Consider the following 17800-nt stretch of genomic DNA (forward strand, 5'->3'; position numbering starts at 1 on the left):
CCAGGTCAGGACTTGGGGCCGACGTGCCGGTCCAGTGTGGCGACGGCGTCGCGTCGCGCCACCGACAACGAGTTGCGTCGGTTCATCCGCCAGGCGACGCCGAGCAGGTCGAGGCTCCACTGGCAGAGCCGCATGATGTCGGCCGACTCGTTGACGAACATGTAGCGCGGGTAGACGTACGCCTTGCCGCGCACCGTCACCCGGTTGGCGAACCGGCAGCCGTCGGAATGGAACAGTCCACGCAGGAAGTCGCCCGGATGTCGTTCGAGGATCGGTCGCTGCCAGTCGGCCAGGACGATCGGTCGGTCGTGCTTCTTACCCGGGCCGTGCTGAGGGAGCAGGCATGGCCAGTGCGTCCCACTGCTCTCGATCGAGAAGCAGCCTTGCTTGGGAATCCTCTGCACACGCGCGGCGAGCACCGCGAGCATGGCGGCCTCGCACGCGTCGGCGAGATCCGGATAGGTGGCCGTGCAAGCGATTCGAAGCACCGGGACCTTCGGTGAGACGGCCAAATGACCATCGCCCAGGTAGAGACCGAGCAGGTAGGCATAGGCAGCGGGGTCCGTCGGATTCTCGACATCCGGCCGGCATCGGAAGCACCGTAGCTCCGTGCCGCGCTTCACCGGTTCGGGCCGATCGACGCACCAGTGCCAGACCGTCGCGTACGGCAGGAAGAGGCTGCGAGCTACGGAGTGAATGCTGTGTCCGCGAGCGCGGAGGGCGCGGGCCTGTGCCCGCATCTGCGGTGGATGCACACCCGCATCATCGAACGGGTGTATGACAGGGTGCCGGGAGCGGGATTCGAACCCGCAAGCCCTTTCGGGCAGAAGTGTTTGAGACTTCCGTGTATGCCGTTCCACCATCCCGGCGGGTGCCGCCTACTGTACCCGACTACTCTCATGCGGGAGCATGGGTGGTAGCCGTGCAGTGATCGATGGTGGGGGTAGGGCTGGTGGCTGAGATGCCGACGGATGCCGAGCGTAGGCGCGTACTGATCGCCGAGGACGAGGCGCTGATCCGGCTGGACCTCGCCGAGATGCTGGTCGAAGAGGGTTACGAGGTGGTGGGGGAGGCCGGCGACGGCGAGACAGCCGTACGCCTCGCCGAGGAGCTGAAGCCCGACCTCGTCATCCTCGACATCAAGATGCCGATCATGGATGGGTTGGCCGCCGCCGAGCGCATCGCCGGTGCCCGGATCGCCCCGGTGATCATTCTGACCGCGTTCAGCCAGCGTGATCTGGTGGAGCGGGCGCGGGCGGCCGGCGCGATGGCGTACCTGGTGAAGCCTTTCCAGAAGAGCGACCTGGTCCCGGCGGTGGAGATCGCGCTGTCGCGGTACTCGGAGGTCGCGGCCCTGGAGGCGGAGGTCGCGAGCCTCACCGACCGCCTGGAGATCCGTAAGTCGGTGGAGCGCGCCAAGGGTGCGCTGATGACCACGTACGGGATGACCGAGCCGCAGGCGTTCAAGTGGATCCAGCGCACGGCGATGGACCACCGGATGACAATGAAAGAGGTTGCCGAGCGGATCCTCGCGGAGACCGCCGGCGGCGAGGTGACCCTGCCGGCACCCTGATCGGCATCGACCCGTGTCGAGGCGGATGGGGGCAGTGCTCGGCGTTCTCGCCGTGCTGGTGGCCGCCTGTGAGTCCTCGGCCTGTTCCGACTGTGCGGGGCCGCTACCGGTCCGGCCGGCCTGGCAGTCGGTGGTTCTGCCGGACACGCCGGGTGTGCCGGGTCGATCGGTGCTGCGCGACGCCACCGCCTGTGCCGACCGGTGGTACGTGGTCGGCGGCGTGGTCGATCTGGCCGGGGAGACCCGCCCGGCCGCCTGGAGCAGCCCGGACGCCACTTCCTGGGTGCCGCTGCCGACGGCGCCGGTGACGTTCTACGGCCGGCAGCATGTGCTCTCCGCGGCGGCCTGCCGGGATGGGCGGCTGGTGGCGGTCGGGGCGAAGAGTGGGGGCGCGCACGGCAATCCCCGTACTGGCACCTGGAGGCAGGCGTCGGACGGCACGCTGCACGAGGTGGACGCGCCTTTCGAGCGGTACGGCGGGCCGCGCGCTGTCAATGTGGCCCGGCTGGCGGCGGGGCCGCAGGGCTGGTTGATCGCTGGTAGTCGGATCGACGGTGCGGCGGTGTGGATCTCCCCGGATGGGGCCGGGTTCGCGCTGGTGGAGGGCGCACCAGACTTGGCCGGTGATGAGCGGGGGCGGACGGCGGCGTACGACGGGGTCGCCGTGCCGTCGGGTTGGTTGGTGGTGGGTGCGCTGCTGCCGCCTGGGGGTACCGCGCTGACGCCGCTGGCCTGGTCCTCGACTGACGGCCGGAGCTGGCGGCGGGCTGCCCTGCCGGTGGTGGACGGGCGGGGGCAGGCGCAACGGGTGGCGGTGGTTGGCGACGTGCCGGTGGCGGTCGGGCCGGTGCGGGCTGGGTTCGGCAGTTGGCGGCTGACCGCACAGGGTTGGCGGCGGGCGGGCGGATTCGGGACGGCCGGACCGGGTGTGGCGTCGGCGGCGGGGCTGGTGGCCGTCGGGCAGAGTTTGGTGGCGGTGACGAGGGGCGGGGACCGTCACACACTGTGGCTCTCGGTCGATGTGGGCGAGTCATGGCGGCCGATGATCTTGCCGCAGCCGGTGCCGGACAGCGGAGACACTGCGGTCGCGGTGACCTCGACGGGAGATCGACTGTTGCTGGTGGCGGACGATGGGAAAACGTCGCGTGCCTGGTGGGCGGGGGTTTCAGACCTCGATCGGTAGTTGACGGAAGCCCGCTGGCCGGTGCCGACGAAACAAAGGTGAAAAGGCTTCACGACCGAAGGTTCTTACAGGGATCGTTTCCAATCCGCCACGGCGTGTAACGGTTCGGTCAACCCGCTCGCTTGGGGCTTACGTCACAGCTCCACGGTGGGATAACGTCCGGCCCCAGACCGGCGACGACGGTCTGGTTCGTCCGCCCCCGCAAGGGCCAATAGCCAGCGGGTGGTTCGGACCATGGGACGAGGAGGGTTCGGGCCTTGAGGCAAAAGCTCGCGCGCGTTATCGGTGGGGTCGCCATGGTGGCGCTCGTCGCCGGCGGAACCGCATGCTCCAGTGGCGACGATGCGGCAGGCGGGGGCGGTGACGCCTGCGGCAGCAAGATCGCATTCTTCGGCGCGCTGACCGGCAGCTCGGCCGCGCTCGGCATCAACGAGAACAACGGTGTCAAGCTCGCCGTCGACAAGTACAACAAGGAAAACGCCGACTGCAAGGTCGAGCTGGCCTCCCTGGACTCGCAGGGCAGCCCCGACCAGGCACCTGGTCTGGCGCAGAAGGCGATCGACGACACCAAGATCCTTGGCGTCGTCGGCCCGGCCTACTCGGGTGAGTCCGAGGCCGCCGGCCCGCTGTTCAACGAGGCCGGCCTGGTGACCATCACCCCGTCCGCGACCCGGCCGAGCCTGGCCGACCAGAAGTGGAAGACCTTCTTCCGCGCGGTTGGCAACGACTTCAGCCAGGGCCCGGCGGCCGGCAACTACATGAAGAACGTGATGAAGGCCGACAAGGTCTACGTCATCGACGACCAGTCCGCGTACGGCGCCGGCCTGGCCGACGAGGTCAAGAAGCTGCTCGGCCCGGCGGTTGTCGGCTCGGACAAGGTCCAGGGCGAGGGCAAGCAGACCGAGTTCTCCGGCGTGGTCACCAAGGTCAAGGCCGCCAACGTGAAGGCGATCTTCTACGGCGGTTACTACCAGGAGGCCGGCCTGATCCGTAAGCAGCTCACCGCTGCCGGGGTCACCGCGCCGCTGGTCGCCGGCGACGGCGTCAACGACGGTGCGTACATCACCTCCGCTGGTCAGGCGGCGGCTGAGGGCACCATCCTCACCTGCCCGTGCCAGCCGGCCGCTGAGGCCCGTGGCACCTTCGTGCAGGAGTTCAAGGCGCTCAACGGCACCGACCCGGGCACCTACAGCGACACCGCCTACGACGCGGCGAACATCCTGCTGGCCGGTATCAAGGCTGGCAAGACCACCCGTGAGGGCCTGCTGGAGTTCGTGAAGGGCTACAGCGGCGAGGGTGTCGCGGCGAGCTACAAGTTCACCGAGACCGGCGAGCTGGACCCGGCTCAGGTCAAGGTCTGGGCCTTCAAGGTCACCGGCGGCAAGGTTGTCCCGGACCAGGAGATCCCGAAGTCCTGATGTTGGTCGCTGCTTCGGCGATTGAGTTGTGATCGCGGGTGCGGCCGGGAGCTGCTCGCTCCCGGCCGCACCCCAATTTTCTCTCCAGACGTGATGGAGCGTCCCTCCCTTGGACTTCAATGGACTGTTCTCCAACTTCGGGGAACTCACCACGACCGGCCTGACCCAGGGCGCGATCTACGCCCTGGTCGCGCTCGGCTACACGCTGGTCTACGGCGTGCTGAGACTCATCAACTTCGCTCACTCCGAGGTCTTCATCGCCGGCGCGTTCGCGGCGATCTGGACCTGGAACGGCTTTGGACTCGACCAGAACTCGCAGGTCAGCGGAATTGGATCGATCCTGTTCTACCTGCTGGTGGCGATGATCGTCGCCGCCATCGCTTCGGCGGGCACCGCGACGGTGATCGAGCGGGTGGCGTACCGGCCGTTGCGTAAGCGCAACGCCCCGCCGCTGGCCTTCCTGATCACCGCGATCGGTGCCTCGATCGCGATCTCCGAGGCCTTCGGCATCTGGACCCGCCGACTGCCGGAGGGCGCGCCCAGTCTGGTGAGCAGCAAACCGCTGTTCCACCTCTTCGGCGTGCCGATCGACTCGATCCAGCTGCTGACGATTGGCGCGGCGCTGCTGATGATGGTCCTGCTGGACCTCTTCATCAACCGCAGCCGTACCGGCCGGGGCATCCGGGCCGTGGCCCAGGACGCCAACACCGCCGCGCTGATGGGCGTGAACAAGGACCGGATCATCCTGATGGTCTTCATCACCGGTGGTGCGATGGCCGGCGTGGCCGGTCTGCTCTACGACGTGCGGATCCAGACCCTGACCTACAGCGTCGGCTTCCTGCTGGGGCTCAAGGCCTTCACCGCCGCGGTGCTGGGTGGTATCGGCAACCTGCGCGGCGCGCTGATCGGTGGCCTGCTGCTGGGCGTGGTGGAGAACTACGCCGCTGGTCTGTTCGGCAGTCAGTGGAAGGACTTCGCCGCCTTCGCGGTGTTGGTGGTGCTGCTGATGTTCCGGCCGACGGGTCTGCTGGGCGAATCGCTGGGGAGGGCACGAGCATGACGACCGTCCTGGAGAGGGTGCGCTCTGGCCGCGAGGCGGCCGGAGAACGGTGGCGCGGCGCGCCGCGCTGGGTGCGTTGGGCGTTGCTGGTCGCGGTGATCGCGTTCTTCTACGCGCTGCCGAACAGGGAGTTCTACCAGTATCTCGGGCCGATCCCGACCCCTGGTGCGAACTTCACGCAGGTGCTGTTCACCGTCTCGATCTACGTGCTGCTGGCCGTCGGGTTGAACATCGTTGTCGGTTTCGCCGGCCTGCTCGACCTGGGCTACTTCGGCTTCTTCGCCGTCGGGGCGTACACGGTCGCGGTGCTGACCTCGCCGAGCAGCAACCTCAAGACGCTCTGGCCGTGGCTGCTCGTGGTGCCGCTGGCGATCGGGTTGACCATGCTCTCGGGTGTGATGCTCGGTACGCCGACGCTGCGTCTGCGCGGTGACTACCTGGCGATCGTGACGCTCGGCTTCGCCGAGATGATCCGGATCGCCGCGGTCAGCTCGGAGTTCCTCAAGGGCCAGCGGGGTTTCAACCAGATCCCGCACCCGCCCGGCAAGTACGCCGACGGCAAGCCGTTCTTCGGCGTGCTGGACGCCCGGCCGTACTACTGGCTGGTGCTCACGCTGATCATCCTGGTGGTGATCGGTGTGCGGAACCTGACGCACAGTCGGGTCGGTCGGGCCTGGATCTCGATCCGGGAGGACGAGGACGCCGCGCAGCTGATGGGTGTGCCGACGTTCAAGTTCAAGCTCTGGGCGTTCGCCTCGGGTGCCGCGATCGCCGGTCTGGCCGGCGCGCTCTTCGCGGGTAAGCAGAACTTCGTCAACTCGCAGAACTTCGAGCTGCTCAACTCGATCATCATCCTGGCGGCGGTGATCTTCGGTGGTTCGGGCAACATCGTCGGCGCGATCGTCGGTGGTGGCCTGGTGGCGTACATGATCGAGCGGTTCCGCGGCATCGAGCTGTTCGGCGTGGAGCTGTACGAGTACCGGTTCCTGATCTTCGGTCTGGTCCTCGTGGTGATGATGATCTTCCGGCCGGAGGGCCTGATTCCGAACCGACGACGGGCGGCGGAGTTCAAAGACCGTCGCAAGGAGGTGATCGTCGGTGAGTGACACCGATCAGACGCCGGCTGTTCCGGCGCAGGCCGGCGCGCCGGCGATGGAGGCGGTCCCCAACCGGGAGCCGCTGCTGGAGGTCGACAACGTCACGCTGCGCTTCGGCGGCGTGGTCGCGCTCGACAACGTCAACTTCACCCTCTACAAGGGGGAGATCCTCGGGCTGATCGGCCCGAACGGCGCTGGCAAGACCACCTGCTTCAACGCGATGACCGGCATCTACCAGCCCACCAAGGGTGAGATCCGGTTCCGTGGCGGCAAGATCAGTGGGAAGAAGCGCCACCAGATCACCCAGATGGGTATGGCCCGGACGTTCCAGAACATCCGCCTGTTCCCGGAGATGACCGCCCTGGAGAACGTCCAGGTCGGCGCGGACGCGCACCACAAGACCAGCGTGCTCTCCGCTCTGTTCCGGTTGCCTCGGCACCGGCGCGAGGAGCGTGAGGGACGGGAGAAGGCCGAGCGGCTGCTGGAGTTCGTCGGCATCCGGCACCGGCTGCACGAGTTCGCCCGCAACCTCTCCTACGGGGAGCAGCGGCGGTTGGAGATCGCCCGGGCGCTGGCCACCGATCCGGTGCTGCTCTGCCTGGACGAGCCGGCCGCCGGCTTCAACCCGGCGGAGAAGGAGGAGCTGCTCCAGCTCATCCGGCAGGTCCGGGACACCGGCGTGACCGTGCTGCTGATCGAGCACGACATGCGCCTGGTCATGGGCGTCACTGACCGGATCGTCGTGCTGGAGTTCGGAAAGAAGATCGCCGAAGGGCTGCCCGCCGAGGTGCGGGACAACCCGAAGGTGGTCGCGGCGTACCTGGGGGTGCCGGACGATGTTGCTTGAGATCGAGGATGTGAGCCTGCTCTACGGGCGGATCCAGGCGTTGCACGGCATCAGCCTGACCGTGGCCGAGGGTGAGATCGTCGCGCTGATCGGCGCCAACGGCGCCGGGAAGTCGACCACCATGCGGGCGATCTCCGGCATTCGGCCGATCGCCACCGGCAGCATCCGTTTCGAGGGCGAGGACATCTCCAAGCTCCGGGCGGACCTGCGGGTCCGGCGAGGGCTCTGCCAGGCGCCCGAGGGCCGGGGGATCTTCCCCGGCATGTCGGTGCTCGAGAATCTGGACATGGGGGCGTACACCCGGCGTGACCGCGCCGGGATCGCCCAGGACCTGGCCCGGGTGCTCGACCTCTTCCCCAGGCTCGCGGAGCGACGTAAGCAGGCCGGAGGTACCCTTTCCGGCGGCGAGCAGCAGATGCTGGCGGTCGGTAGGGCGTTGATGAGCCGGCCCAAGCTGCTGTTGCTCGACGAGCCCTCGATGGGGTTGGCGCCAATGCTGATCCAACAGATCTTCGACATCATCAAGGAGATCAACGAGCAGGGCACCACAGTCCTGCTGGTGGAGCAGAACGCGCAGCAGGCGCTGGCCCGCGCGCACCGGGCGTACGTGCTTGAGACCGGCAAGATCGTCAAGACCGGAACCGGCGCCGAGCTGCTGCACGACCCGGCGGTCAAAGAGGCATACCTCGGCGTGGCCTGAGCGGCCGTCACACCCCTCACGCAAGGAGTGCACAGACATGTTCAATACCAACGGTGCCCGCCGGGCGGCGTTCGGTGCCGCCAGTGCGGCGCTGCTCGCCCTCTCGCTGACGGGGTGTGGGGAGAAGGAGAACAGCGGATCGCCCGGTGCCGGTCCGACCGTCACGGCGGCGGCGGACTCGGCGCTGGCCGGGAAGGTGCCCGACGCCATCAAGTCCGACGGTGTGATCAAGGTCGGCACCGACTCGACGTACGCCCCGGCGGAGTTCCTGGACCAGGACGGCAAGACGGTGGTCGGGTTCGACGTCGAGCTGTTCAACGCGGTGGCGCAGAAGCTCGGTCTCAAGGCCGAGTACGAGTCGGCGCCCTTCGACGCGATCCTGCCCGGTGTCGACTCCGCCAAGTACGAGATCGGCGTGTCGTCGTTCACGATCAACGCCGAGCGGCTCAAGAGCGTCAACATGGTGAGCTACTTCTCCGCCGGTACCCAGTGGGTGACCAAGGCCGGCAACGCGGCCAAGATCGACACCGAGAACGCCTGCGGCAAGAAGATCGCCGTGCAGACCGGCACCGTGCAGCTCGACGACATCACCGCCCGGTCGAAGAAGTGCACCACCGGCGGCAAGCCGGCGATCACCATCGACCAGTACCAGGCGCAGAGCGACGCCACTGCCGCCGTGTTCAGCGGCAAGAACGACGCCATGCTGGCCGACTCGCCGGTCGGGGCGTACGCGGTGAAGCAGAGCAACGGCTCGCTGGAGCTGGTCGGCGAGATCTACGAGTCCGCCCCGTACGGCTACGCCGTCAAGAAGGACCAGACCGCCTTCGCCGAGGTGCTCAAGGAGGCCGTCCAGGCGGTCATCGCTGACGGCTCGTACCAGACCGCGTTGAAGAAGTGGGGCGTCGAGGGCGGCGCCATCACCTCCTCGGCGCTGAACCCCGCCAGCTGACGCATGTCGTCGGAAACGGACACAACCGAACGGGCACGGCCGGAACCCATCCAGGCCGTGCCCGTCCGGCATCCCGGGCGTTGGGTAGCGGTCGCCGTGATCGGGGTGCTGGTGGCCATGTTCGTCCACCTGCTGGTGACGAACAAGGCGTTCAACTGGGCGTTCATGGTCGACGAGATGTTCCGGCCGCCGATCATGGAGGGTCTGCGCGGCACGCTCGCGCTGACAGTGCTCGCGATGGTGATCGGCGTCAGTCTCGGCGTTGTCGTCGCCATCATGCGGTTGTCGGAGAACCCGATCTTGCGGGGCGTCTCCTGGGCGTACACCTGGTTCTTCCGAGCGGTGCCCCGGCTGGTGCTGGCGATCCTCTTCGGCAACCTCGGCATCCTCTGGGCCCGGATCGAGTTCGGGCTCCCGTTCGATCGGCAGATCGGCGCGCTCTTCGGCGTCGACGACTTCGAGGCACGTCTGTTCGGTTTCTCCGCGCTGGAGATCCTCACGGGATTCGTCGCCGGCATGCTGGCGCTCGGGCTCTCCGAGGCGGCGTACATGGCCGAGATCGTTCGGGCCGGGATCCAGTCGGTGGACGAGGGGCAGACCGAGGCGGCACAGGCGCTGGGCCTGAGCCGTACCCAGATCCTGCGCCGCATCGTGCTGCCGCAGGCGATGCGGGTGATCATCCCGCCGACCGGCAACGAGACCATCGCGATGCTCAAGGACACCTCGCTGGTGGCCTTCGTACCGGTCTCCACCGAGCTGTTCTTCCAGCTCAAGGCCGTGGGTAACCGGACCTTCCAGGTCTTCCCGATGTACGTGGCGGCCTGCCTGTGGTACTTGCTGCTGACCAGCGTGCTGCTCGTCGGGCAGTACTACCTGGAGCGGCACTTCTCCAAGGGGTTCGGCAAGAGCGCCCAAGCGAAGATCAGACTGCGCGGGATCACCGCGGAGGCCGGCGGTAGCGCGAGCGAGGCGGGTCGGTGATGAAGCAGGTGACGACACCGGCGGATGCCGCGGGAACGGCCGGCGACGGCGTGATGGTCCGCGCTGAGCAGGTGCACAAGTCGTTCGGGTCGGTGGAGGTGCTCAAGGGCATCGACCTGGAGGTCCGCAGCGGCGAGGTCTGCTGTCTGCTCGGGCCCTCCGGCTCGGGCAAGTCGACGTTCCTGCGCTGCATCAACCATCTGGAGAAGATCAACGCCGGCCGGATCCGGGTGGACGGCGACCTGATCGGCTACCGGGAGCGCGGCGGCAAGCTGCACGAGATGCGGGAGAAGGAGATCGCCACCCAGCGCCGCTCGATCGGCATGGTGTTCCAGCGGTTCAACCTTTTTCCGCACATGACCGCCCTGCAGAACGTCGCCGAGGCGCCGGTGCTGTCGGGCCGGGAGCGCAAGGCCGCCGCCCGGGACCGGGCCGCCGCGCTGCTCCAGCGGGTCGGGCTCGGCGACAAGCTGGGCAACTACCCTGCGCAGCTCTCCGGCGGGCAGCAGCAGCGGGTGGCCATCGCCAGGGCGTTGGCGATGCAGCCGAAGCTGATGCTCTTCGACGAGCCCACCAGCGCGCTGGACCCGGAGCTGGTCGGCGAGGTGCTCGACGTGATGAAGGACCTGGCCCGCGACGGCATGACGATGATCGTGGTGACCCATGAGATCGGCTTCGCCCGGGAGGTCGGCGACTCGCTGGTCTTCATGGACGACGGCGTGGTGGTGGAGTCCGGCGCGCCGCGCGAGGTGATCGCCAACCCCCAGCACGACCGGACGAAGGCGTTCCTGGCCAAGGTGCTCTGAGCCGGTGCTCGGCGTGGCCGTCCCGAACGGCCGCGCCGGGCGTCGTGCCGGTGTCCCGTCCTGTCGTAGCGGCGGGCTAGAGTCGCTGCCGTGACAGCTACGACACCGCGCCTGCTCCTCGTTGACGGACATTCCATGGCATACCGGGCGTTCTTCGCCCTGCCCGTGGAAAACTTCTCCACCACGACGGGGCAGCCGACCAACGCGGTGTACGGCTTCACCTCCATGCTGATCAACGTGCTGCGCGACGAGCAGCCCACCCACATCGTCGTGGCCTTCGACGTCTCCCGCCACTCCTTCCGCACCGACAAGTACGCGGAGTACAAGGCCGGCCGCAGTGAGACCCCGACCGACTTCAAGGGCCAGGTCAGCCTGGTCAAGGAGGTCCTGGCCGCGCTGCAGATCCCGGTGGTGGAGAAAGAGGGCTTCGAGGCCGACGACGTCATCGCCACGCTCGCCTGCCAGGCCCGCGACCAGGGCATGTCGGTGCTGATCAGCAGCGGTGACCGCGACGCGTTCCAGCTGGTCGACGATCAGATCACCGTCCTCTACCCGCGTAAGGGCGTCTCCGACCTGGCCCGGATGGACCCGGCGGCGATCGAGGCGAAGTACGGTGTGCCGCCACAGCAGTACCGGGACCTCGCCGCGCTGGTCGGCGAGACCAGTGACAACCTGCCCGGCATCCCGGGCGTCGGCCCGAAGACCGCGGCCAAGTGGATCACCACGTACGGCGGGGTTGACGGCGTGATCGCCCGGGCCGACGAGATCAAGGGCAAGGCCGGCGACAGCCTGCGGGAGCGGCTCGCCGACGTGATCCGCAACTACGAGATCAACTGCCTCGTCTCCGACCTGGAGCTGCCGCTGCGCCCGGAGGACAGCCGCTGGACAGGTTGGGACCGGGAGGCGGTGCACCAGGTCTTCGACACCCTGGAGTTCCGGATCCTGCGCGACCGTCTCTACCAGTACCTGGAGGCGGTCGAGCCGGAGGCCGAGTCCGGCTTCGACCTCACCGGCGAGGTGCTCACCCAGCCCGGCGCGCTCGCCGGGTGGCTGACCACGCACGTCCCGACCGGCACCCCGGTCGGGTTGGCGGTCAAGCTCGACACCGGCCCCAACCGCCGGCACACCGCCTCGATCACCGGTCTCGCGCTGGCCACCGCCGGCGGCGCGGCGGCCTGGGTCGACCCGGCGCAGCTCGACCCGACCGACGAGGGCGCCCTCGCCGGCTGGTTGGCCGACGAGCAGCGCCCCAAGGTGCTGCACGACAGCAAGCCGGCCGTGTTGGCCTGTGCCGCGCACGGCTGGCAGCTCGCCGGCATCGTCCGGGACACCCAGATCGCCGCGTACCTGGCCCGCCCCGACCAGCGCTCCTACGACCTGACCGACCTGGCGCTGCGCTACCTGCACCGGGAGCTGCGGGTCGACGTTCCGGAGTCCGGCCAGCTCACCCTCGACGGCCTCGGCGACGAAGGGGTGGTCGAGCAGAACCTGATGCTCCAGGCCCGTGCCACCCTCGACCTGGCCGACGCGATCGACGCCGAGTTGTCCCGCGACGGCGAGCAGTCCGCCCGGCTGATGGCCGGCGTGGAGCTGCCGTTGATGCGGGTGCTGGCCACCATGGAGAGCACCGGCATCGCCGCCGACGACGACTACCTCCACGAGCTGGAGGCCCACTTCGCCGGTGAGGTCAAGACCGCGGCACAGAACGCCTACGCCGAGATCGGTCGGGAGTTCAACCTCGGCTCGCCCAAGCAGTTGCAGGAGATCCTCTTCACCGAGCTGGGTCTGCCGAAGACCAAGAAGATCAAGACGGGTTACACCACCGACGCCGACGCCCTGCAGTGGCTCTACGCGCAGCAGCCGCACCCGGTGCTGGCCCACCTCCTGCGTCACCGGGACGTGGCCAAGCTCAAGTCGACAGTCGACGGGCTGCTGAAGTCGGTCTCCGACGACGGCCGGATCCACACCACCTTCAACCAGACAGTGGCGGCCACCGGTCGGCTCTCCTCCACCGAGCCCAACCTGCAGAACATCCCGATCCGCACCGAGGAGGGCCGTCGGATCCGGCGGGCCTTCGTGGTGGGGGAGGGCTACGAGTGTCTGCTCACGGCCGACTACAGCCAGATCGAGATGCGCATCATGGCGCACCTCAGCTCGGACGACGCACTGATCGACGCGTTCAACTCCGGCGCCGACTTCCACGCCGCCACCGCCTCGTCGGTCTTCGGCGTGCCGCTCGACGAGGTCACCCCCGACCAACGCCGCAAGATCAAGGCCATGAACTACGGCCTGGCGTACGGTCTGAGCGCCTTCGGCCTCTCCCAACAGCTCAGCATCAGCACCGAAGAGGCGCGTGGGCTGATGGAGAACTACTTCGCCGGCTTCGGCGGGGTGCGCGACTACCTTCAGCAGGTGGTCGCCCGGGCCCGCCAGGACGGCTACACCTCCACCATCCTCGGCCGACGCCGCTACCTGCCCGACCTGGTCAGCGACAACCGGCAGCGCCGTGACATCGCCGAGCGGATGGCGCTCAACGCCCCCATCCAGGGCTCCGCCGCCGACATCATCAAGGTGGCGATGCTGCACGTCGACACCGCGCTGCGCGACGCTGGGCTGCGCTCACGGATGCTGTTGCAGGTGCACGACGAGCTGGTCTTCGAGGTCGCCCCGGGTGAGCGGGAGTCGTTGGAGGCCCTGGTCCGGCGGGAGATGGGCGGGGCGTACCCGCTGTCGGTGCCGCTGGAGGTGTCGGTCGGCCTGGGTCGGGACTGGAACAGCGCCGATCACTGATTTGGCGTTGCGGTGTGGGGGTTCCGGGGCAGCCCGACCCACTCCGGGCGGTCAGGCTCGATCCCTGCGTGGGTCGGGCTGCCCCGGAACCCCTGACCGGGTCGTCCTGGTCGCGGCCGTTCGTGTGGTGGATCAAGGGTCGCCGGGCTGCGCCGGCTACTTCATAGGGTCGTGGCCCCAGTTCATCAGCGACCAGCGCCACTTGGTGTCGCGGACGTCGCCGGAGGGGCGCTGCGCCATGTGCCGGCGTACGTAGCCGACGACCTTGCGCATGTGCTTGTAGTCGCCGTCGGACAGGTCACCGCGTTTGCGACGGAGCAGGTTGATGATCTTCCGCCCGGATTCGTGTCCGACGGACTCGCCACCACCAGCTCGACCGCCCTTGTGCCAGCCGACCTGCTTCGACTCGTCGGTCTCCAGCCAGGTGGACAGCTCACCGGGCTTCATGTTCACCGCTTCGGTGAACTCCCGGTAGGTGTCCCGGCCGTCATCACCTCTGCTCATGGCGCAGCGCCTCGGGGCGGTGGGCCACGTCGCGGCCCGTGCCGTCACTGCGGACCCGGTACTGCGGGTCGTCGGGGCCCGCGTTCACGGCCCGCCCGCGGATCCGTGTCCGCTCGGTGATCGTCCCCCGCACCACGCCGTACGCGCGGCTGCCGTGGGCCGACCAGGAGACATGGTCGCCCTTGCGGAATCTCTGTTCGGCCATGGTCCTCGGCTACCCGGGGCGGCCACTGCGAAACGACTACGGGGTGATCTCGGCGATCGGCAGCTTGATGTCGAACGGCTCGGTCAGCTCGATCACCTCGGCGCCGTCGGCGACCAGCTCGTACTGCCGCTCACCGCCCGGCCCCACCCGGTCGCCGATCCGGTACGCGTACACGTGCACCGGATCCTGCTCGATCCGCCAGTAGAACGGGATGCCGGCGGCGGCGTACTCACCCGGCTTCGCGAACCGGTCGATCCGTCGCGTGCCGGGCGAGACGATCTCCACGGCGAGCACGACGTCCGACGGCCGCAGAGTGGACCGGTCGGACGGCACGTCGGCGCGGCAGAGCAACAGGTCTGGTTGTCGGCTGGTGTTGCGGCTGAGCCCCACTCCGACCGCTTGGGCGACTCGGAGATGGCCCGGCACACGTGAGTGAAGCCAAAGACGTAGGAGGAACGAGATGTCTTGATGGCCCAGGGTGGGGGAGGGTGTCACCTGGACAACTCCGTCAACGAGTTCGACGCGGGGGGCGTCGTCCGGCAGGGTGAGCAGGTCCTCCAGCGTGTAGTCGGCACGCTGCTGCCGCATCGGATCCGGACACCAGGGGCCAGGTGATGTCGGGACGGGCTCGACGCTCATGGGCACGAGCCTACCGGCGATCGATGGGGCACACGTCGGACAACGGGTGCGGCGCGCTCAGTCGGCGGGCTTCTCGGTGACGAAGATGGCGGTGCCGGGGAAGAGTCGTCCGCGCAGCGGGCTCCACTGCCCCCAGATCCCCTCGTGTCCCTCCGGCCACTCCGGCTCCACCAGGTCCAACAGCCGGAACCCGGTGCCGACCAGCTCGCGGATCCGGTCGCCGAGGGTGCGGTGCTGCTCGACGTAGGTGGCCACGCCGCTGTCGTCCTGTTCCACGTACGGGGAGCGGTCGAAGTACGAGTGCACGGCCGTCAGGCCGCCCTCGCCGGGGTCGTCGAGAAAGATCCACCGCATCGGGTGGGTCACCGAGAACACCCACCGGCCGCCCGGGCGCAGCACCCGGTGCACCTCGGCGAGCAGCGCCGCCGAGTCGTCCACGAACGGGATCGCGCCGAACGCGGTGCAGGCGACGTCGAACGACCGGTCGGTGAACGGCAGGGCGAGCGCGTCGGCCTGCACCAGCGGTACGCGTACCCCGGTGCGCTCGGCCGCCTCGGCGGCGTGGCGCAACATGCCGGCGGACAGATCGAAGGCGACCGGCCGGGCGCCCTGGGTGGCGAGCCAACGGGCGGCGGCCGCGGCGCCGGCGCCCACCTCCAGCACCCGCCGCCCCGACACGTCGCCGAGCAGCCGGGCGTCGGCCTCGCGCAGGCCCTCGGGGCACCACACGAAGTCCACGTCGCCGAGGAACGCGCCGTGTTCGGCCTGGTAGTCGTCGGCGTCGGTGTCCCACCAGCCGCGGTTGGCGCGCCGGGCCTCGGCGTCACCCACCCGGCGCCGGGTAACCCGGCTGTCGTCATCCACGCGCTCACGCTAGGCCCCACCCACCCCGTTGGGTGCGGCGGCGCGTCCACGATCTGTGCGACTCCTCGCTCGGCCGGCTTGATCGGCCCGTCTTCGGTGGCGTCGCGGTGTGCGAGCCGGCGGGGCGGGAGGTGCCGCTGTGACGCAGGAGACAGCAGGGGTGTTTTCCGGGCGATTGTTCGGCTTTCGCAGGTCATCGCACGAAGAGAACCCGGGAGGGCTTGCACGCTGTGGTAATGCGCACGGTAGGCTAGACGATGCGCTCGCGGATCGCGTTGCCTCGGCAGGGAGCAGGTGCGCGGTCGACGGAGCCACATCATGATCTCACTAGGCGATCGTTCGGTGTGCCCGGCGACGGATCCGCTGGCGCGAACAGGTCACTGCGACACACCAGCCTGCTGTGACAACCCACCGACCGGAGCAACCGCCCACATGACGAGCAGCATCGAGGCCCCCTCGAGCGCCACCCGGGTCACCCACGACGATCTCGGTTCCGAGGAGGCATTCCTCGCCGCGATCGACGAGACCATCAAGTACTTCAACGACGGCGACATTGTCGAAGGCACCGTCGTCAAGGTCGATCGGGACGAGGTCCTGCTCGACATCGGCTACAAGACCGAGGGTGTCATCCCCTCTCGGGAGTTGTCGATCAAGCACGACGTGGACCCCGCCGAGGTTGTGACGGTTGGCGACCACATCGAGGCCCTTGTCCTCCAGAAGGAGGACAAGGAGGGTCGTCTGATCCTCTCCAAGAAGCGGGCACAGTACGAGCGGGCCTGGGGCACGATCGAGAAGATCAAGGACGAGGACGGCGTCGTCCGCGGTTCGGTCATCGAGGTGGTCAAGGGCGGCCTCATCCTCGACATCGGGCTGCGCGGCTTCCTGCCCGCGTCCCTGGTCGAGATGCGTCGTGTGCGCGACCTGCAGCCGTACGTCGGGCGGGAGCTCGAGGCCAAGATCATCGAGCTGGACAAGAACCGCAACAACGTGGTCCTGTCCCGCCGGGCCTGGCTGGAGCAGACGCAGTCCGAGGTGCGCACCGAGTTCCTCAACAAGCTGCAGAAGGGCCAGGTCCGCAAGGGCGTCGTGTCCTCGATCGTCAACTTCGGTGCCTTCGTGGACCTGGGCGGCGTCGACGGTCTGGTGCACGTTTCCGAGCTGTCCTGGAAGCACATCGACCACCCGTCCGAGGTCGTCGAGGTTGGCCAGGAGGTCGAGGTCGAGGTCCTGGACGTCGACCTGGACCGCGAGCGCGTCTCGCTGTCGCTGAAGGCGACCCAGGAAGACCCGTGGCGTCAGTTCGCCCGCACCCACGCGATCCAGCAGATCGTGCCGGGTAAGGTCACCAAGCTGGTTCCGTTCGGTGCGTTCGTCCGCGTGGACGACGGCATCGAGGGTCTGGTCCACATCTCCGAGCTGGCCGAGCGCCACGTGGAGATCCCGGAGCAGGTCGTCCAGGTTGGCTCCGAGGTCATGGTCAAGGTCATCGACATCGACCTGGAGCGCCGCCGGATCTCGCTGTCGCTCAAGCAGGCCAACGAGGGCTTCGTCGAGGGCGAGGAGCACTTCGACCCGACCCTCTACGGCATGGCCGCGACGTACGACACCGAGGGCAACTACATCTACCCCGAGGGCTTCGACCCGGAGACGGGCGAGTGGCTCGAGGGGTACGACAAGCAGCGCGAGACCTGGGAGAACCAGTACGCCGAGGCTCGCCTGCGCTGGGAGGCCCACACCAAGCAGGTGCAGACCTCTCGGGCCGCCGACGCCGAGGCTGCCGCCAACCCGACTCCGGCCGTTCCGGCCGCTGGCGGCGGCGGTGGCGGTGGCACCACCTCCTCGTCCAGCCCGGCCCCGAGCCGGCAGGCCGAGGAGCCGGCCGGCACGCTGGCCACCGACGAGGCGCTCGCCGCACTGCGGGAGAAGCTCGCCGGCGGTAAGTGACCCGCTGAACGACGACGGGCCCCGTTCCCGCGATCTCCGGATCGCTGGGGGCGGGGCCCTCGCCGTACCCCGGGCGAGTCGCGGGGCGCGCCGGCGGCCGGAGCGCGGCGGCGGCCGGGGCGCGGCGGCTGGTCCGGACGGTCAAGATCGTGCTCGATCCATGATGTAGGGGCCTCCCGGGCGCCGCACACCACTACATCCTTGGTCGAGCATGATCTTGGGCGCGGGGCGCGGGGCGCG

16 protein-coding genes, 1 tRNA gene and 1 pseudogene are annotated in these 17800 nt (G+C 68.6%); 12 read left to right on the forward strand and 6 right to left on the reverse strand.

The window, feature by feature from the left end; translation table 11 throughout:
- Positions 1 to 5: 5 nt before the first annotated feature.
- Together NIE111_RS21250 and NIE111_RS21255 are read right to left on the reverse strand one after the other, a co-directional pair.
- The gene (locus tag NIE111_RS21250) at positions 6 to 488 is read right to left on the reverse strand and encodes a hypothetical protein (protein WP_238686056.1); all 483 of its coding nucleotides are present in this window, start codon (positions 486 to 488) and stop codon (positions 6 to 8) included.
- A gap of 298 nt (positions 489 to 786) precedes the next feature.
- A tRNA-Leu gene (locus NIE111_RS21255) sits at positions 787 to 869 on the reverse strand.
- Positions 870 to 952: 83 nt separating this feature from the next.
- On the opposite strand from NIE111_RS21255, the gene NIE111_RS21260 reads away from it, so the two are divergent.
- From NIE111_RS21260 to polA, 11 genes are all read left to right on the forward strand, one after another.
- Positions 953 to 1573: an ANTAR domain-containing response regulator gene (locus tag NIE111_RS21260; RefSeq protein WP_112582684.1), complete on the forward strand. Its 621-nt coding sequence runs from the start codon at positions 953 to 955 to the stop codon at positions 1571 to 1573.
- A gap of 13 nt (positions 1574 to 1586) precedes the next feature.
- Entirely contained in the window at positions 1587 to 2756 is a 1170-nt protein-coding gene (locus NIE111_RS21265; protein WP_238686057.1) for a hypothetical protein, read from the forward strand.
- Positions 2757 to 3013: 257 nt separating this feature from the next.
- Complete coding sequence (locus NIE111_RS21270) at positions 3014 to 4174, forward strand: branched-chain amino acid ABC transporter substrate-binding protein (RefSeq protein WP_238686058.1); 1161 nt, start codon at positions 3014 to 3016, stop codon at positions 4172 to 4174.
- A gap of 109 nt (positions 4175 to 4283) precedes the next feature.
- Positions 4284 to 5234, forward strand: coding sequence for a branched-chain amino acid ABC transporter permease (locus NIE111_RS21275; protein ID WP_124815745.1), 951 nt, complete (start codon positions 4284 to 4286; stop codon positions 5232 to 5234).
- Entirely contained in the window at positions 5231 to 6340 is a 1110-nt protein-coding gene (locus tag NIE111_RS21280; RefSeq protein ID WP_091407909.1) for a branched-chain amino acid ABC transporter permease, read from the forward strand. The genes NIE111_RS21275 and NIE111_RS21280 overlap by 4 nt, the downstream gene beginning before the upstream one ends.
- A 46-nt stretch (positions 6341 to 6386) precedes the next feature.
- Positions 6387 to 7178 (forward strand): ABC transporter ATP-binding protein, encoded by a 792-nt coding sequence (locus NIE111_RS21285; RefSeq protein WP_238686069.1) that lies wholly within the window; start codon positions 6387 to 6389, stop codon positions 7176 to 7178.
- Positions 7168 to 7878: an ABC transporter ATP-binding protein gene (locus NIE111_RS21290; protein ID WP_238686059.1), complete on the forward strand. Its 711-nt coding sequence runs from the start codon at positions 7168 to 7170 to the stop codon at positions 7876 to 7878. The genes NIE111_RS21285 and NIE111_RS21290 overlap by 11 nt, the downstream gene beginning before the upstream one ends.
- A gap of 37 nt (positions 7879 to 7915) precedes the next feature.
- A complete protein-coding gene (locus NIE111_RS21295; protein ID WP_238686060.1) occupies positions 7916 to 8827 on the forward strand; it encodes an ABC transporter substrate-binding protein in 912 nt (303 codons plus the stop codon).
- A gap of 3 nt (positions 8828 to 8830) precedes the next feature.
- Positions 8831 to 9808: an amino acid ABC transporter permease gene (locus NIE111_RS21300; protein WP_112582677.1), complete on the forward strand. Its 978-nt coding sequence runs from the start codon at positions 8831 to 8833 to the stop codon at positions 9806 to 9808.
- Entirely contained in the window at positions 9808 to 10614 is an 807-nt protein-coding gene (locus NIE111_RS21305; protein WP_308193719.1) for an amino acid ABC transporter ATP-binding protein, read from the forward strand. Before NIE111_RS21300 ends, NIE111_RS21305 begins: the two co-directional genes overlap by 1 nt.
- A 90-nt stretch (positions 10615 to 10704) precedes the next feature.
- Positions 10705 to 13404, forward strand: a complete 2700-nt coding sequence (gene polA / locus NIE111_RS21310; RefSeq protein ID WP_238686061.1) for a DNA polymerase I — start codon at positions 10705 to 10707, stop codon at positions 13402 to 13404.
- Positions 13405 to 13563: 159 nt separating this feature from the next.
- On the opposite strand, the pseudogene NIE111_RS21315 reads toward polA, so the two are convergent.
- The 4 genes and pseudogenes from NIE111_RS21315 to NIE111_RS21330 form a co-directional block, all read right to left on the reverse strand.
- Positions 13564 to 13908, reverse strand: a pseudogene (locus tag NIE111_RS21315) (DUF3140 domain-containing protein); the annotation flags it as partial.
- Positions 13895 to 14113, reverse strand: coding sequence for a hypervirulence associated TUDOR domain-containing protein (locus NIE111_RS21320; protein ID WP_238686062.1), 219 nt, complete (start codon positions 14111 to 14113; stop codon positions 13895 to 13897). The pseudogene NIE111_RS21315 and the gene NIE111_RS21320, both read right to left, overlap by 14 nt.
- A 36-nt stretch (positions 14114 to 14149) precedes the next feature.
- Entirely contained in the window at positions 14150 to 14701 is a 552-nt protein-coding gene (locus NIE111_RS21325) for a Uma2 family endonuclease (protein ID WP_442932709.1), read from the reverse strand.
- A gap of 108 nt (positions 14702 to 14809) precedes the next feature.
- On the reverse strand, positions 14810 to 15616 hold the full coding sequence (locus tag NIE111_RS21330) for a class I SAM-dependent methyltransferase (RefSeq protein WP_238686064.1): 807 nt from the start codon (positions 15614 to 15616) through the stop codon (positions 14810 to 14812).
- A gap of 432 nt (positions 15617 to 16048) precedes the next feature.
- Between NIE111_RS21330 and rpsA the strand changes: the two genes are divergently transcribed.
- Positions 16049 to 17560: a 30S ribosomal protein S1 gene (gene rpsA / locus NIE111_RS21335; RefSeq protein WP_112582670.1), complete on the forward strand. Its 1512-nt coding sequence runs from the start codon at positions 16049 to 16051 to the stop codon at positions 17558 to 17560.
- Positions 17561 to 17800: the final 240 nt, after the last annotated feature.

The organism is Micromonospora hortensis (assembly GCF_022230935.1).
In the GTDB taxonomy this organism is placed as follows: domain Bacteria; phylum Actinomycetota; class Actinomycetes; order Mycobacteriales; family Micromonosporaceae; genus Micromonospora; species Micromonospora hortensis.

What these genes read in the sequence shown, in the direction of transcription:
- NIE111_RS21280 (WP_091407909.1), top strand. Translation starts at nt 5,231, where the DNA reads ATGACGACCGTCCTGGAGAGGGTGCGCTCTGGCCGCGAGGCGGCCGGA.
- NIE111_RS21285 (WP_238686069.1), top strand. Translation starts at nt 6,387, where the DNA reads ATGGAGGCGGTCCCCAACCGGGAGCCGCTGCTGGAGGTCGACAACGTC.
- NIE111_RS21290 (WP_238686059.1), top strand. Translation starts at nt 7,168, where the DNA reads ATGTTGCTTGAGATCGAGGATGTGAGCCTGCTCTACGGGCGGATCCAG.
- NIE111_RS21295 (WP_238686060.1), top strand. Translation starts at nt 7,916, where the DNA reads ATGTTCAATACCAACGGTGCCCGCCGGGCGGCGTTCGGTGCCGCCAGT.
- NIE111_RS21300 (WP_112582677.1), top strand. Translation starts at nt 8,831, where the DNA reads ATGTCGTCGGAAACGGACACAACCGAACGGGCACGGCCGGAACCCATC.
- NIE111_RS21305 (WP_308193719.1), top strand. Translation starts at nt 9,808, where the DNA reads ATGAAGCAGGTGACGACACCGGCGGATGCCGCGGGAACGGCCGGCGAC.
- NIE111_RS21320 (WP_238686062.1), bottom strand. Translation starts at nt 14,113, where the DNA reads ATGGCCGAACAGAGATTCCGCAAGGGCGACCATGTCTCCTGGTCGGCC.
- NIE111_RS21325 (WP_442932709.1), bottom strand. Translation starts at nt 14,701, where the DNA reads ATGCGGCAGCAGCGTGCCGACTACACGCTGGAGGACCTGCTCACCCTG.
- rpsA (WP_112582670.1), top strand. Translation starts at nt 16,049, where the DNA reads ATGACGAGCAGCATCGAGGCCCCCTCGAGCGCCACCCGGGTCACCCAC.